At 73.6% G+C, this 13,450-nt stretch carries 17 protein-coding genes; 10 read left to right on the top strand and 7 right to left on the bottom strand.

Annotated elements, in window-relative coordinates; all coding sequences use genetic code 11:
* Nucleotides 1–21 precede the first annotated feature (21 nt).
* Both QP939_RS07765 and QP939_RS07760 read right to left on the bottom strand, forming a co-directional pair.
* Complete coding sequence (locus QP939_RS07765; protein ID WP_285455904.1) at nt 22–840, bottom strand: class I SAM-dependent methyltransferase; 819 nt, start codon at nt 838–840, stop codon at nt 22–24.
* Between the two features lie 51 nt (nt 841–891).
* Nucleotides 892–1,740: a sigma-70 family RNA polymerase sigma factor gene (locus QP939_RS07760; protein ID WP_285455903.1), complete on the bottom strand. Its 849-nt coding sequence runs from the start codon at nt 1,738–1,740 to the stop codon at nt 892–894.
* A 65-nt stretch (nt 1,741–1,805) separates the two neighbouring features.
* On the opposite strand from QP939_RS07760, the gene QP939_RS07755 reads away from it, so the two are divergent.
* Nucleotides 1,806–2,894 carry an oxidoreductase gene (locus QP939_RS07755; protein ID WP_285455902.1) on the top strand — a complete coding sequence of 363 codons (1,089 nt, stop codon included), beginning with the start codon at nt 1,806–1,808 and terminating at the stop codon, nt 2,892–2,894.
* On the opposite strand, the gene QP939_RS07750 is transcribed toward QP939_RS07755, so the two are convergent.
* The gene (locus tag QP939_RS07750) at nt 2,818–3,153 is read right to left on the bottom strand and encodes a VOC family protein (RefSeq protein WP_285455901.1); all 336 of its coding nucleotides are present in this window, start codon (nt 3,151–3,153) and stop codon (nt 2,818–2,820) included. The genes QP939_RS07755 and QP939_RS07750 overlap by 77 nt on opposite strands.
* A gap of 10 nt (nt 3,154–3,163) precedes the next feature.
* Nucleotides 3,164–3,505 (bottom strand): DUF6223 family protein, encoded by a 342-nt coding sequence (locus QP939_RS07745; RefSeq protein WP_285455900.1) that lies wholly within the window; start codon nt 3,503–3,505, stop codon nt 3,164–3,166.
* 186 nt (nt 3,506–3,691) lie between these two features.
* Here QP939_RS07745 and QP939_RS07740 point away from each other — a divergent pair, with 186 nt between their 5' ends.
* Nucleotides 3,692–4,801: a sensor histidine kinase gene (locus QP939_RS07740; protein WP_285455898.1), complete on the top strand. Its 1,110-nt coding sequence runs from the start codon at nt 3,692–3,694 to the stop codon at nt 4,799–4,801.
* Nucleotides 4,798–5,454, top strand: coding sequence for a response regulator (locus QP939_RS07735; RefSeq protein ID WP_285455897.1), 657 nt, complete (start codon nt 4,798–4,800; stop codon nt 5,452–5,454). The genes QP939_RS07740 and QP939_RS07735 overlap by 4 nt, the downstream gene beginning before the upstream one ends.
* Before the next feature lie 3 nt (nt 5,455–5,457).
* On the opposite strand, the gene QP939_RS07730 is transcribed toward QP939_RS07735, so the two are convergent.
* On the bottom strand, nt 5,458–6,483 hold the full coding sequence (locus tag QP939_RS07730; protein WP_285455896.1) for a C40 family peptidase: 1,026 nt from the start codon (nt 6,481–6,483) through the stop codon (nt 5,458–5,460).
* An 81-nt stretch (nt 6,484–6,564) separates the two neighbouring features.
* Between QP939_RS07730 and QP939_RS07725 the strand changes: the two genes are divergently transcribed.
* From QP939_RS07725 to QP939_RS07705, 5 genes are all read left to right on the top strand, one after another.
* Nucleotides 6,565–7,362 (top strand): biotin--[acetyl-CoA-carboxylase] ligase, encoded by a 798-nt coding sequence (locus QP939_RS07725; RefSeq protein WP_285455895.1) that lies wholly within the window; start codon nt 6,565–6,567, stop codon nt 7,360–7,362.
* An 85-nt stretch (nt 7,363–7,447) separates the two neighbouring features.
* Nucleotides 7,448–8,023, top strand: a complete 576-nt coding sequence (locus tag QP939_RS07720) for a PH domain-containing protein (RefSeq protein WP_285455893.1) — start codon at nt 7,448–7,450, stop codon at nt 8,021–8,023.
* Nucleotides 8,023–8,952 carry a hydroxymethylglutaryl-CoA lyase gene (locus QP939_RS07715; protein WP_285455892.1) on the top strand — a complete coding sequence of 310 codons (930 nt, stop codon included), beginning with the start codon at nt 8,023–8,025 and terminating at the stop codon, nt 8,950–8,952. Before QP939_RS07720 ends, QP939_RS07715 begins: the two co-directional genes overlap by 1 nt.
* Nucleotides 8,953–9,031: 79 nt before the next feature.
* On the top strand, nt 9,032–9,931 hold the full coding sequence (locus QP939_RS07710) for a TNT domain-containing protein (RefSeq protein ID WP_285455891.1): 900 nt from the start codon (nt 9,032–9,034) through the stop codon (nt 9,929–9,931).
* The gene (locus QP939_RS07705) at nt 9,931–10,191 is read left to right on the top strand and encodes a hypothetical protein (protein WP_003105220.1); all 261 of its coding nucleotides are present in this window, start codon (nt 9,931–9,933) and stop codon (nt 10,189–10,191) included. Before QP939_RS07710 ends, QP939_RS07705 begins: the two co-directional genes overlap by 1 nt.
* Nucleotides 10,192–10,234: 43 nt before the next feature.
* Here QP939_RS07705 and hisN read toward each other — a convergent pair whose 3' ends face one another.
* Complete coding sequence (gene hisN, locus QP939_RS07700; RefSeq protein ID WP_285455890.1) at nt 10,235–11,020, bottom strand: histidinol-phosphatase; 786 nt, start codon at nt 11,018–11,020, stop codon at nt 10,235–10,237.
* Between the two features lie 42 nt (nt 11,021–11,062).
* On the opposite strand from hisN, the gene QP939_RS07695 reads away from it, so the two are divergent.
* Together QP939_RS07695 and QP939_RS07690 are read left to right on the top strand one after the other, a co-directional pair.
* Nucleotides 11,063–11,758, top strand: a complete 696-nt coding sequence (locus tag QP939_RS07695) for a response regulator transcription factor (protein ID WP_285459688.1) — start codon at nt 11,063–11,065, stop codon at nt 11,756–11,758.
* 2 nt (nt 11,759–11,760) lie between these two features.
* On the top strand, nt 11,761–13,044 hold the full coding sequence (locus QP939_RS07690) for an ATP-binding protein (RefSeq protein ID WP_285455889.1): 1,284 nt from the start codon (nt 11,761–11,763) through the stop codon (nt 13,042–13,044).
* On the opposite strand, the gene QP939_RS07685 is transcribed toward QP939_RS07690, so the two are convergent.
* On the bottom strand, nt 13,041–13,448 hold the full coding sequence (locus QP939_RS07685) for a Pvc16 family protein (RefSeq protein ID WP_285455888.1): 408 nt from the start codon (nt 13,446–13,448) through the stop codon (nt 13,041–13,043). The two genes, QP939_RS07690 and QP939_RS07685, sit on opposite strands and share 4 nt — an antisense overlap.
* Nucleotides 13,449–13,450: the final 2 nt, after the last annotated feature.

Here is a 13,450-nt window from a genome sequence, read left to right as displayed (position 1 = left end):
CCATCGTACGGCGATCGCCGATCACGACCTCTTTGCCGTGACCAGCCACGCCGTTCCCCGCAGGCGGACCGCGTCCGGCCCGGCGAACGGCCGGAGCGCCTCGGTCAACGCCTCCCGCGCGCGGGCCGCCGTGGCTTCGTCGACCATCCCCAGGTGGTGGCGGACCGGGCCCCAGTCGCCGATGAACCGGGCCGCGTCCGGGACGTCGCGGCCCCACACCTGATCGGCCTCGACGCGCGTGCACTCCACGTCCTCGAAGCCCGCTTCGCCCAGCACCGCCTTCGTGCGGTCCGGGTCGGCGAACGACGTCGGGCCGCTGCCGTCCGGCCCGGTCGGCTGGGGCAGGTACGCCGCCAGCGCGCCGAACACCGCGCCCAAGTCCGTGCCCGCCAGCGCCGTCATGCAGAGGAACGCCAGCCGCCCGCCGGGGCGCAGGGCCCGGCGGATGTTCGCGAACGCGGCCACCGGGTCCGCGAAGAACATCACGCCGAACCGGCTGACCGCCAGGTCGTATTCGCCGTCCGGGAACGGGTGCACCTGGGCGTCCGCCTGCTCGAACCGCACGTCCGGCAGGTCGGCGGCCCGCGCCCGGGCGGTCGCGAGCATCGGCCCGGACAGGTCGACGCCCGTGGCCGCCCGCCCCCGTTCCCCGGCGAGCCGGGTCAGCTGGCCGTTGCCGCAGCCGATGTCCAGAACCCGGTCGTCCGCGCGGACCCGGTCGAGCACGTAGCCGTTGAAGCCGCTGTTCACCGCGTCGTAGCGGTCCGCGTGCGAGGCCCAGTGCTCGCCTTCGTAGCCGTTCCACGCTTCGGCCTGGGCGGTGTTGACGACGTCGGTCATGGCTTCCCCTTCGTTATGAACACACGTTCATGAACATGCGTTCATAGTGGCTCAGAGGAGGGCGATCCGCAAGGCCGCGAGGCGCGCGGGGTCCGCGATCACCTCGTACGCCGCCACGCGGTCGCCTGCCACCGTCACGGCGAGCGCGAGCAGCAACCGCCCCCGCGGGGCCACGACGACGCCGACCGCGCCGTCCACCAAGGCCGTTTCGGCGAACCGCGCCCGCTTGCCGAAGACCTTCGTCTCCTCGGCCACCGCCCGCGCGCCGCGGGCCTCGAGCGCCGCGCCCACCGGCAGCGCGGCCGCGTCGGCGCGCCGGACGACGTCCGGGGCCAGCACGTCCAGCAGCGCCTCGAGGTCGCCGCCGCGGGCCGCCGCCAGGAACGCGTCCACCACCCGGCGGTGCCGGGCCACGTCGGCCGGCGGCAGCGGGGACGTGCCCCGCACCCGCTGCCGCGCCCGGCTCGCCAGCTTCTTCGCCGCCACCGGCGTCCGGTCGAGCACCGGCGCGATCCGGTCGAACGGCACCGCGAACAAGTCGTGCAGCACGAACGCGATCCGCTCCGCCGGACCGAGCGCGTCCAGCACGACGAGCAGGGCGCGGCCCACCGAATCGGCCAGCTCTACGTCACCGGCCGGGTCGGCGTCGGCCGACGGTTCGGGCAGCACCTCGAACGGTTCCTCCCGGCGGGCCTTCCGGGCGCGCAGCACGTCGAGGCAGACGCGGGAGACGACCGTCGTCAGCCACGCCGCCAGGTTGTCGACCGAGTCCACCCGGGTCAGCCGCAGCCAGGCCTCCTGGACGGCGTCGTCCGCCTCGGCCGCCGAGCCGAGCATCCGGAACGCCAGCCCGCGCAGCCTGCCGCGTTCGGCCTCGAACTCCGCCGCCAGCTCGTCCATCGGTCACCTTCCGCTCGCCGCGATCGTCGCCCTCCTGACGTTTCCGCGCGACCAGAGGTGACCGCATGACCTTGCTGACCCCCGTCGACCTGGGCCGATGGTGCCTGCCGAATCGCGTCGTCCTGGCGCCGACCACGCGGGCGCGCGTGCCCGGAGGCGTGCCCGGCGAACCGCAGGCCGCGTACTACGCGCTGCGCGCCGACGCCGGGCTCCTCGTCACCGAAGGCACGTGGGTGAGCGAGCGGGCCGTCGGCTTCCCCGACGTGCCCGGCATCCACACCGACGCCCAGGTGGCCGGGTGGCGCCGCGTCACCGAGGCCGTCCACGCGCGCGGCGGGCGGATCGTCGTGCAGCTGTGGCACACCGGCGCCGTCTCGCACCGGGACTTCCTCGGCACGCGACCGGCCGGCCCTTCGGCGGTGAACCCCGGCGAATCGGTGCACACCAAGGCCGGAAGGCAGCCGACGGAAACACCGCGCGAACTGACCGCGGTCGAGATCCGGGCCACCGTCGCGGACTACGCCGCGGCGGCGCGCAACGCCCGCCGAGCCGGGTTCGACGGCGTCGAGGTGGCGGCCAACGGCGTGTACCTGCTCGCGCAGTTCCTGCACCCGCGGCTCAACCACCGCACCGACGCGTACGGCGGCTCTCCGGCGCGTCGTCGCAAGCTGCTGCTGGACGTCGTCGGCGCCGTCGCCGCGCACGGGCCCGTCGGCGTCCGGTTGTCCCCGTGGTGGACCGGCGGACTGTTCACAGTGGACGAAGCACTGCGTGCCGAGTACGACGAACTCGTCGCCGCACTCGATGTGGCGTATCTGCACCTCCGTGGGCCTGATTCGGGACCGGACTTCGCCGCCTTCGCGCGGTACCGGCGCTTGTTCAGCGGTCCGCTGATCGTGAACAACGGGTTCGACCGCGGCTCCGGGAACGCCGTGGTCGAGGCCGGGATCGCCGACGCCGTGTCGTACGCCCGGCACTTCATCGCCAACCCGGACCTGGTGACGCGGTTCGCCACCGGCCGCCCGCCGTGCGCGAACGACCCGGCGACGTACTACACCGGCGGGCTGACGGGCTACCTCACTCCGGGCACCACAACGCCAGCTCACTCCCTCCCGGCTCGCGGAAGTGGAACCGGCGGCCACCGGGGAAGCTGAACGGCTCCACCGTCACCACCCCGCCCGCCGCCTCCACCGCGGTGCGCGCCGCCGACAGGTCGTCCGTGCGGATCGTGACCAGCGGCGCGCGGGGGCGTTCCGCCGGGTCCGCCTGGAACCCGAAGGTGACGCCGGAGGCGGCGACGTCCGCGTAGTCCGGCCCGTACGGCGTGACCGCCCAGCCGAACGCGCGCTCGAAGAACCGCCCGGACGCCGCCGCGGACTCGGCGGGGAACTCGACGAAATCGACTTCGTACATGACCCCGACGCTAGCGGCGACCACCGACAAAACCGCGTCGCGCGCGGACGATGGCCCACGCGCCGAGCCCGGCGGCGACCACCCCGACCAGCAAAGCCAGGTAGCCGCCGACGATCCCGTAACCCGTGCCGGGCCCGCCTTTCGCCGCGGCCACGACCGCGCCGCCCCCGATCGCGCCGGCGACCCCCAGCACCACCGCCGTCATCGAGGCCGTCCGGCCGGACCCGGCCCGCCCGGTCAGTGCCAGCCAGCCGATGACAATCCCCGCCACGCCCACCACGGCGGCGACCACGGACCAGAGGCGCCCGGCGGTGAGCGTGTAGGCGCTGACGGCGGCGAGGTGAACGGACATGACGTGCTCCTTTTCCGTGCGGTGAACCGATGCCTCGAGCATCGCCGCCGGACCCGCCGTTCGTCGTCGTGCGGGCGCAGGCACTTCCGGCTGCCGCGGACGACGTGGGACTACCGCGGACGCGGTAGCCGGAAGATCCTCCGCGAGCGGGACTCCACGGGCCGACCACGCGGTTAAGGTGCGGAGGTGAATCGCGCACGGGTGCTGGACGGGCTGGTCGCCGCCGGGGTGGCGGCGGCCCTGCTGGTCGCCGGGCTGTCCGCGACGCGCGAGGCGACGGCGTTCGACCCGCTGGGGTACGCCCTGCTCGTGGCGGGCGGGCTGGCACTGGTCGCGCGCCGCCGCGCCCCGGTCGTCGTGCTCGGCGTGACGGCGGCGTGCGCGCTCGGCTACCAGGCCGTCGGCTTCGAAGTCCCCGTCGTCGCTTACCTTTTCGCGGTGTACGCGGCGGTCCGGGCGGGCCACCGCGTCGCCGCCGTGGTGGCCTCGGTGCTCATGCTCGGCGCGGTGCCGCTGGCACTCCTGGCGTCCGGTCTGCACACCACCGGCGAGGCGTTCACGCAGGCGCGGGACGTCCTGCAGCTGGCCTGGCTGATCGCCGCCGGCGCGGCGGGGGAGGCGTTGCGGCAGGCCGAGCGCCGGGCCGACGAGGCCGAACGCACCCGCGAGGAGACGGCGCGACGGCGTGCCGACGAGGAGCGGCTGCACATCGCGCGCGAGCTGCACGATTCGCTCACCCACCAGATCTCGGTCATCAAGGTGCAGGCCGAAGTCGCCGTCCACGTGGCGCGCAAGCGCGGCGAAGACGTGCCGGACGCCCTGCTGGCGATCCGGGACGCCGGGCGCGAGGCGGCTCGGGAGCTGCGCGCGACCCTGGAGGCGTTGCGCGACGACGACAAGAACCCGCGGCACGGCCTCGACGACGTCCCGGAGCTGGTGCGGCGGGCCAGGACCGCGGGGCTGGACGCGCGGCTGACGATCGAGGGCGCGCACACCGACGTCCCGGTCGCGGTCGGCCGGACCGCGTACCGGATCGTCCAGGAGTCGCTGACGAACGTCGCCCGGCACGCGGCCGCGGCGACCGCGTCGGTCCGGATCGACCACCGGCCCGGCGCGCTGGTGATCCGCGTCGACGACGACGGGAAGTCCACTGTGGACAAGGCGCCGGAGCCAGGCGTCGGCCTGCTGGGCATGCGCGAACGCGTCACCGCGCTCGGCGGCAGGCTCGAGGCCGCACCGCGCGGCGAAGGCGGGTTCCGCGTCGAAGCCGAGCTGCCCGTGGACCACCCGGCATGATCCGCGTCCTGCTGGCCGACGACCAGCCGCTGATCCGCAGCGGGTTCCGCGCGCTCCTCGACATCGAGGACGACATCGAGGTGGTGGCCGAAGCCGCCGATGGCCGCGAAGCCGTGGAGCTGGCCCGGGAACACCTGCCGGACATCGCGCTCGTCGACGTCCAGATGCCGGAGGTCGACGGCATCGAGGCGACCCGGCGGATCGCCGCAGACCCGGCGCTTGCCGCGGTGCACGTCGTCATCCTCACCAACTACAGCCTGGACGAGTACGTCTTCGAGGCCCTGCGCGCCGGAGCCGCCGGGTTCCTGGTGAAGGACATCCGGCCCGAGGACTTCCTGCACGCGGTCCGCGTCGCCGCGCGGGGCGAGGCGCTGCTGGCGCCGTCGATCACCAGGAAGCTGATCGACCGGTACGTCACCCAGCCGCCCGCCCCGGGCGCGGGACTCGCGGACCTGACGCGGCGGGAGCGCGAGGCGGTCGCGCTGGTCGCGCGCGGGCTGTCCAACGACGAGATCGCCGCCCGGATGGTGATCAGCCCGCTGACGGCGAAGACGCACGTCAACCGGGCCATGACCAAGCTGGGCGCCCGTGATCGCGCGCAGCTGGTCGTGTTCGCCTACGAGTCCGGCCTCGACCGGTCACCGGGTGGCTGACCCTCAGGCCGGACGGCCCGCGCCCGCGTAGTCGTCGCCCTTGGAGTGGTACGTGTGGATCTGGATGGCCTGGCCCTCGGTCGGCGCGTTGATCATCAGACCGTTGCCCAGGTACAGCCCGACGTGGTGGATGCGCGTCGCCGGGTTGCCGTAGAACACGAGGTCGCCCAGGCGGGGTTCCTGGGCTGCCGGGACCGGCGGCAGCGCGCGGAACTGGCTGTCCGCCGTGCGCGGCAACGCCACGCCCGCGCTGTCGTACGACGCCTTCGTCAACCCCGAGCAGTCGAACCCGGCCGCGCCCGCGTCGGGACCGTTGCCGCCCCAGACGTACGGGAGGCCCAGCTGGCCGAGGGCGAACCGGGTCGCCTTCACCCGCGGCGACGCGGCCGACGCCGGGTCGAGGGAGAGCGTCGCGTACAGCTGGGCCATCCCCAGGACGCGCTGGCGGAACAGCTCCGACTCGCCGCCCGGGTGGTAGGCCGCGATCGCCTTCCACCAGCCCGCTCCCGCGCCGAGGTCCGTGCCGCCCGCGCAGAGCGCGCGCCCGGCCGCGATCGGCGCCTCGCCGCCGTACTTCTTGGCCTGCGCCGCGGTCAGTCCCATCGGGTTGGCGCCGCCGCGGCCGTGGTTCGACGCCGCCGAGCCGACGCCCGCGAGCGTGACCCACGACAGGTGGCACGACGGCTGTTCGCTCCGCAGCGCCAGCTCGCCGTTCGCGTAGCCGATCAGGGCGTCGGCGGGGATGTCGAGGGGCCCGGCCAGCTGCTCCGCCCACTCCTGCAGCGGGCTCTTGCCGCCCTGGCCGGAGGCGCCCTGACCCGGCTCCTGCGCCTTCACCGGTGCGCTGACCTCGAGGACCGACGGACCCGACGCCACGGCATCGCGGGCCACGGGCAGGGGGACCGGGGCGGGCTCCGGCGAGCGGTCGGCCAGCAACCAGCCCGCCGCCACCAAACCCGCGACGAGCGGGAGGGCGACCAGGCCGCGCAGGGCCGCCCCACGGGCCCACGTACTCGGCTTCGTCGTCACAGGGTCCAACTTAGAAGGGCGCACCTCTTAGTGAACGACTGAGTAGCTTGCACGTTAGGGGGACTCCCATATTGTGGGCACATGGCTGAGATCGAGGTCGCCCGCCTCCGCACCGCGCTCCAGGACCGGTACCCGCGGGTCGACGTCGTCGAGCGCACCGGCTCCACCAACGCTGACCTGCGGAAAGCCGTCGAAGAAGGGGTCGCGGACCGGACCGTTCTCCTCGCCGAGGAGCAGACCGCGGGGGTCGGTCGGCGGGCGCGCACGTGGAGTTCGCCGAAGGGTGCCGGGCTGTACCTCAGCGTGGCGCTCCGGCCCGGCGTCCCGTTCGCGGTGCTCGGCTCACTCTCCGTCGTCGCCGGGCTCGCCGTCCGCGCGGCCGCCGCGTCCGTCGGGGTGGACGCCGTCCTCAAGTGGCCCAACGACGTCCTCGTCGACGGCGCCAAGTGCGCCGGCATCCTCGCCGAAGCCGTCGCCGGGACCGAGCCGTCGATTGTGCTCGGCGTCGGGCTCAACGTGCTGCCCCTCGGCGACGTCCAGCCCGGGCCCGGTGGCCTGCCCGCGACGTCGCTCGCCGAGCACGGCGCCACCAACACCGACCGCACCGACGTCGCCGTCGCGCTGCTCACCGAGTTCGACGAGCTCGAGAAGCGGTGGCGGCTCGCGGGCGGCGACCTCACCGAGGCCGGCCTGCTCGGCGACTACCGCGCCCATTGCGCGACCCTCGGCCAGGACGTCGAGGTCCAACTGCCGGACGGCACTTCGCTGACCGGCCGCGCGGCCGACATCGACGCCGCCGGCCAGCTGCAGGTCGACATGGCGGGCGGGCAGCGGCACACCGTGTTCGCGGGTGACGTGGTCCACGTCCGCCCGGCCTGATTCTTCGGGGCGTTGCACTCACCGGCGAGGCGTCTCGCCGGTACGGTGGGACGACACCGCCGCACCGACCTTGGGAGCGTCCGCCGTGGCTTATCCGGACGATTTGCTCAGCGAGCAAGAGCACGTCGTGGTGCACAGTCACCCCCACTTCAAGATGCTGATCTTCCCGACGCTCGCGCTGCTGGTCACCCTCGGCGCGGGCACCTGGCTCGCGATCCTGGCGAAGGACGCGTCGTCGCCGTGGAACTCGGTCGGGCTGATCGCCATCGGGGTGGTGGCGCTGGTCCTGGTGGTGTGGCTGTTCCTGGCGCCGTTCGTGCGCTGGCGGACCACCCACTTCATCGTGACGACCGACCGGCTGATCGCCCGCGAAGGCGTCCTGAAGCGCACCGGCATCGACATCCCGATGGGCCGGATCAACAGCGTCCAGTTCGAACACGGGCTGCTGGACCGCGTCTTCGGCTGCGGCACGCTGATCATCGAGTCGGCGTCCGACGAGCCGCTGCGCTTCGAAGACATCCCGCACGTCGAGAAGGTGCACACGGTGATCTACCGCGAAGTCAACGACAACCCGTACGACGACTACCGGCCGGGCGCCCAGCAGACGACGCCGATGCCGCCCCAGGGCGAGCACCCGCCGCGCGGCGAGCGGCGCCGCTGATGGGCACGCGCGAACTGGGCCTGCCGGAGCTGGTCCCCTCGGCCGGGGAGCTGCCGGAGCGGGTCACGATCTGGGAGGTCGGCCCGCGCGACGGGCTGCAGAACGAAAAGACGATCGTCCCGGTCGAGGTCAAGCTGGAGTTCCTCGACCGGCTCGCCGGCGCCGGGCTGACGACGCTGGAGGCGACGAGCTTCGTGCACCCGAAGTGGGTGCCGCAGCTGGCCGACGCCGAGCAGCTGCTGGCCGGGCTGGACCGCCGCGAAGGCGTCCGGTACCCGGTGCTGGTGCCGAACGAGAAGGGCCTGAACCGCGCCCTCGAAGCCGGCGTCGAGCACATCGCGATCTTCGCCAGCGCGACGGAGACGTTCGCGCGCAAGAACCTCAACTCCTCGCTGGACGAGCAGTTCGCGATGTTCGAGCCGGTCGTCACGCGGGCGCGCGAGGCGGGCGTCGACGTCCGCGGCTACCTTTCGATGTGCTTCGGCGACCCGTGGGAGGGTGTCGTGCCCGCCAAGCAGGTCGCCGACGCCGGCCGCCGCCTGCTGGACATGGGATGCTCGCAGCTTTCGCTCGGCGACACCATCGGCGTCGCAACCGCGGGCCAGGTCGAAAACCTGATCGGGCTCTTCGGTGATGTCGGTACTTTGGCCGTGCACTTCCACGACACCTACGGCCAGGCTCTCGCGAACACGCTGGCGGCGCTCCGATGTGGAGTGTCGACTGTGGACTCTTCGGCCGGCGGGCTCGGCGGCTGCCCGTACGCCGATTCGGCCACCGGCAACCTGGCGACCGAGGACCTGGTGTGGATGCTCAACGGCCTCGGCGTGGACACCGGCGCCGACCTGGACGCGCTGGTGGCGGCCAGCAAGTGGATGGCGGGGCAGCTCGGCCGCCCGAGCCCGTCCCGCGTCGTCAACGCACTGGGCTGACCCCGCCGCACCAGGCGACCGGCCGCGGCCGCGACGAACAGCGTGTGCCCGCGGGCACCGACCGAGCCGGAGGATGGGTGTGACCGAGCCTTCCGAGGCGGGCTCCGAACCGGTCGAGGCCGACCTCGACACCGGGCCGGTGCGCCTGCCCGGGTACGAGGACGCCCCGACCCCGCCCTCGGGCGGCCCCGCCGCGTGGCCGCACGCCGTGTCGCCGCTGCTCCCGCCGTTCCCGCTGCCGCCGGCCCCGCCGGTGCCCGCGGGCCCGCCCCCACCGATCTCCCCGGCGCCGCTGCCGCCGCTCGGGGCGCCGCGCACCGAGCGGGAAAGCGTTGTCGCGCTGTTCCTGGTGCACATGTTCCCGATCGGGCACCTGCCGGTGGCGATGGACCGGCCGGCCCGGCAGCTGCCGCTGCCCGACGACCCGGACGGCTTCGGCCCCCAGGACCACCCGGACGCCCGGCTGATCTTCGACGACCAGGCGCTGACCAACGTCACCGCGGGCTTCCGCCGGTCGCCGACCGCGCCGCCGCGGCCGGTGCCCGCCCACCTGACCGAGAACTACGTGCCGTACGCGCACGCGACGCAGGCGGTGTGGATCCGCCGGTTCGTCGTCGGGCACAGCGAACTGGGCCCGGAGTACGCGTGGCCGCCGGGCGAGCAGTTCCCCGAGGGCGGCCTCGACCCGGCCGAGCCGGTGATGGTCCCGGCCGACACGGTCCTCGACCGCTTCGGCCCGGCCTACGGGCGGGTGTTCTTCGCCGACGGCACGCCGTTCGCGGAACGCTCGCTGCCGCCGGGGATGCTGGACGCCGAGTACCGCCGCTACGTCGTGGTGCGCGCGGTCCCGATGTGGCGCTCGGAGACGGCGAACTGGTTCGGCCAGGTCGGCGGGGGTACCCGGTACCGGGCCCTGCTGGCCGCCGACGAGCTCGTGACCCTCGGCTACCTCGCCGAGGCCAAGGGGGAAGAGGACTGATGAACACCCAGTCGATCCAGCGCTGGCTCGGCGTGCTGGGCGTGCCGCCGGAGGTCGTCTCGCTCGGCGCCGAGGTCGACAACGCGTGGTGCCTGATGCAGGGCGAGGACGAGGCGTGGGAGGTGTTCTGGCGGGAGCAGGGCAACCGCTACGACTGGGCGCGCTTCACGAGCGAACAGGTGGCGTGCCACTACCTCTTCGGGCGGCTGGCCTGGGCGCAGGTCGCCCGCGGCGCCGTCGGCCTGCTCCCCGGCTCGTGAGTGTTTAGGGCGGTTCTAACCGCCCTAAACACTCACGACGTCGTCAGCGCTTCAGGATCGCCAGGGCCTCGTCGTGGAGGCGGCCGTTCGTCGAGAGGGCGCTGCCGTTGTCGTAGCGCGCGACGCCGTCGAGGTCGCTGAACCGGCCGCCCGCCTCCGTCACGATCACCTGGGCCGCCGCGACGTCCCACGGGTTCACGATGCACTCGGCCGCCACGTCCAGCGCGCCTTCGGCGACCAGCACGTGGTGCCAGAAGTCGCCGAACGCGCGGGACTCCCAGCACGCGTTCACCAGCTCGAGGTACTTCTCGCGCGAGTGGTACTCGGTCCACGAGTTCAAGTCCGTAGTGGACAGATAAGCGTCCGAAAGGGACGAAACCTTCGAAACCGACAGCCGTCGCGTCCCGGCGGTGTCCGAAGAGAACGCCCCGGACCCGGTGGCCGCCCACCAGCGGCGGCCCAGCAGCGGGGCGCTGATCATGCCGACCACCGGGTCGCCGTCGGACACCAGCGCGATCAGCGTCGCCCAGACGGGGACGCCGCGCAGGAAGTTCTTGGTGCCGTCGATCGGGTCGAGCACCCATGCGCGGCCTGTCGCGGCCGAACCGCCGCGTTCCTCGCCCAGCACCGCGTCGTCCGGGCGTTCTTCCGAGAGCAGCGCACGGATCGCGTCCTCGACCGCGGTGTCCGCATCGGTCACCGGGGTGCGGTCGGGCTTGCGCTCCACCGCCAGGTCCAGGGCGCGGAACCGCGCCGTCGTGATCGCGTCGGCGGCGTCAGCCAGCCGGGTGGCGAGGGCCAGATCATCTTCATAGCCAGGCACGGTCACGATGGTTTCACGCCCGCGCGCCGTAGAGTTGGCCAGGTGAGCATGGTCCTACTTGCCGAAGACGATCCGGCCATCGCCGAACCGCTCTCCCGCGCCCTCGAACGCGAGGGATACGAGATCCACGTCGTCACCGACGGCCCTTCGGTGCTCGACGCCACCGCCGCCCAGCGTGTCGACCTGCTCGTGCTGGATCTCGGCCTGCCCGGGATGGACGGCCTGGAGGTGTGCCGCCGCCTGCGCGCGAACGGCACCGAGCTGCCCGTCCTGATGCTCACCGCCCGCACCGACGAGGTCGACTTCGTCGTCGGCCTCGACGCGGGCGCCGACGACTACGTCGCCAAGCCGTTCCGGCTCGCCGAACTGCTCGCCCGGATCCGCGCGCTGCTGCGCCGCCGGGTGCCCGAGGTGCTCGAAGCCGGCGGCGTCCGGATGGACCTCGGCGCGCGGCTGGTCACCGTGGACAACCACGAGGTCCAGCTGGCCAACAAGGAGTTCGAGCTGCTGCGCGTGCTGATGAGCCGGGCCGGGCAGGTCGTCAGCCGCGACGAGATCCTCGCCGAGGTCTGGAACGACCTCGAGTCGAAGACGTCCAAGACGCTCGACATGCACATGTCGTGGCTGCGGCGGAAGCTCGCCATCGCCGCCGACGAGGCGGCCGGGCGCACCAGCAAGTCCCACGACGGCGAGCGGCGGATCGCGACCGTCCGCGGCGTCGGCTTCCGGTTCAACAGCGAATAACCGTGCGCCGCCGGATCCTGCTGGCCATCCTCCTGGCCGTCGCGGTCACCGCGGCGGTTCTCGGCATCCCGCTGGGCATCGTGGCGAGCTGGCAGATCGAGTCGAGCTACCGCGAGACGCTCGCGGAGAACGCCCGCGCGGCCGCGGCGATCCTCGACACCGAAATCGCCAACGGCCAGGCGATCGACCTCGACCAGGTGCGCGCGGCGGTGCCGGCGAACGGCCTGCTCACCGTGCGGGTCAGCGGCCAGGACGAGAAGCGCTACGGCAACGACCCCGGCCCCAGCACCGTCACCGAGACGGCCGACCTGGCCCGCGACGGCAAGGTCGAGATCGCCGTGCCGGCCGGCCCGATGCACGAGCGGCAGACGACCGTGACGCTGGTCGTCGTCCTGCTGGTGCTGCTGTCGATCGGCACCGGCGCGGTGGTGGCGATCGCGACGGCGCGGCGGCTGGCGAAGCCGCTGCGGCACGTCGCCGAGCGCGCGGCCCGGCTCGGCGGCGGTGACTTCCGGCCCGACCCGAGCCGCTACGGCGTCGGTGAGCTCGACATGGTCGCCGAGGCGCTGGACGCGTCCGGCACCGCGCTCGCGCAGCTCGTGCAGCGGGAACGGCAGCTCGTCGGCGACGTCTCGCACCAGCTGCGCAGCCGGCTGACGGCGTTGCAGCTGCGGCTGGAACCGCTGACCGTGCACCCGGACGACGAGGTGGCCGACGAGTCGAAGGCGGCCCAGGAGCAGGCGGACCGCCTCGCCGAAGCGCTCGACGAGCTGCTCGCGGCGGCGCGCGCGGCCCGCGAGGTCGGCGCGGAGCCGGTGGACCTGCCGACGCAGCTGCCCGAGATGGCCCAGGAGTGGCGCGAGCTGCTCCGCTCGGAGGGCCGCAACCTCCGGATGCGCGTCGCCGACGGCCTGATGGCGCGGGCGACGCCGGGCCGCTTGCGCGAGGTCATCGGCGTGCTGCTGGACAACGCGCTGCGCCACGGCTCGGGCACGGTCGCGCTGGTCGCTCGCCGCGGCGACGCCGAGGGCACGGTGGTGATCGAGGTCAGCGACACCGGCCCGGGCGTGCCCGACGAGCTCGCGCCGCACATCTTCGAACGCGGCTTCTCCGGCGGCGGCTCCACCGGCGTCGGGCTGGCGCTGGCCAGGGCACTGGTCGAGGCCGACGGCGGCAGGCTGGAGCTGTCGAACCGCCGTCCGGCCGTGTTCAGCCTCTTCCTGAAGGTGCCGCGGCCGAGCGACGTCCCGGAAGTGCGCTGGCCCGCCGAGCGCGTCCCGCGCTAGTCCGCGTCGGCCGTCACGAGCAGGACGAACCCGGCCCGCGCGGGCATGCCGAGGCTGGTCCACAGCTGCGCGGGATCGGTGCTCGCCAGCCGCATCCGCAGCGGCGGGCTTTCGCCGTCGAGCACCGCGCGCAGTGCGGCGTCGAGTAGGTCGTGTTCCTCGCGGACCTCCCGCGCCCGCGCGGTGACGAGGTAGGAAAGCGCGCAGCGCCGGGCCGCGCGCTTTCCCTCCCCCTCTTCCTCTTCGCCGACGGCGTCGCGCAGCGCGAAGAGGAACAGCTCCACGCTCCGCACCTGCGACTCCGTCTGCCAGGTCGGCTTCGGCGGGTCGAGCCGGATCTGCGTCCCCGCCGGCAGGCAGGGCCGCAGCAACCGGCACAGGGCCTCGTCGACCTGGGCGATCATGG

The sequence above is a fragment of the Amycolatopsis nalaikhensis genome, from assembly GCF_030264295.1.
In the GTDB taxonomy this organism is placed as follows: Bacteria; Actinomycetota; Actinomycetes; order Mycobacteriales; family Pseudonocardiaceae; genus Amycolatopsis; species Amycolatopsis nalaikhensis.
This window is presented reverse-complemented; position numbering and strand designations above follow the sequence as displayed.

Excerpts from the sequence above, each read along its gene's own strand:
- QP939_RS07735 (WP_285455897.1), top strand. The coding sequence starts at position 4,798 with ATGATCCGCGTCCTGCTGGCCGACGACCAGCCGCTGATCCGCAGCGGG.
- QP939_RS07705 (WP_003105220.1), top strand. The coding sequence starts at position 9,931 with ATGAACACCCAGTCGATCCAGCGCTGGCTCGGCGTGCTGGGCGTGCCG.
- QP939_RS07750 (WP_285455901.1), bottom strand. The coding sequence starts at position 3,153 with ATGTACGAAGTCGATTTCGTCGAGTTCCCCGCCGAGTCCGCGGCGGCG.
- QP939_RS07715 (WP_285455892.1), top strand. The coding sequence starts at position 8,023 with ATGGGCACGCGCGAACTGGGCCTGCCGGAGCTGGTCCCCTCGGCCGGG.
- QP939_RS07695 (WP_285459688.1), top strand. The coding sequence starts at position 11,063 with ATGGTCCTACTTGCCGAAGACGATCCGGCCATCGCCGAACCGCTCTCC.
- QP939_RS07755 (WP_285455902.1), top strand. The coding sequence starts at position 1,806 with ATGACCTTGCTGACCCCCGTCGACCTGGGCCGATGGTGCCTGCCGAAT.
- QP939_RS07685 (WP_285455888.1), bottom strand. The coding sequence starts at position 13,448 with ATGATCGCCCAGGTCGACGAGGCCCTGTGCCGGTTGCTGCGGCCCTGC.
- QP939_RS07760 (WP_285455903.1), bottom strand. The coding sequence starts at position 1,740 with ATGGACGAGCTGGCGGCGGAGTTCGAGGCCGAACGCGGCAGGCTGCGC.
- QP939_RS07745 (WP_285455900.1), bottom strand. The coding sequence starts at position 3,505 with ATGTCCGTTCACCTCGCCGCCGTCAGCGCCTACACGCTCACCGCCGGG.
- QP939_RS07725 (WP_285455895.1), top strand. The coding sequence starts at position 6,565 with ATGGCTGAGATCGAGGTCGCCCGCCTCCGCACCGCGCTCCAGGACCGG.
- QP939_RS07765 (WP_285455904.1), bottom strand. The coding sequence starts at position 840 with ATGACCGACGTCGTCAACACCGCCCAGGCCGAAGCGTGGAACGGCTAC.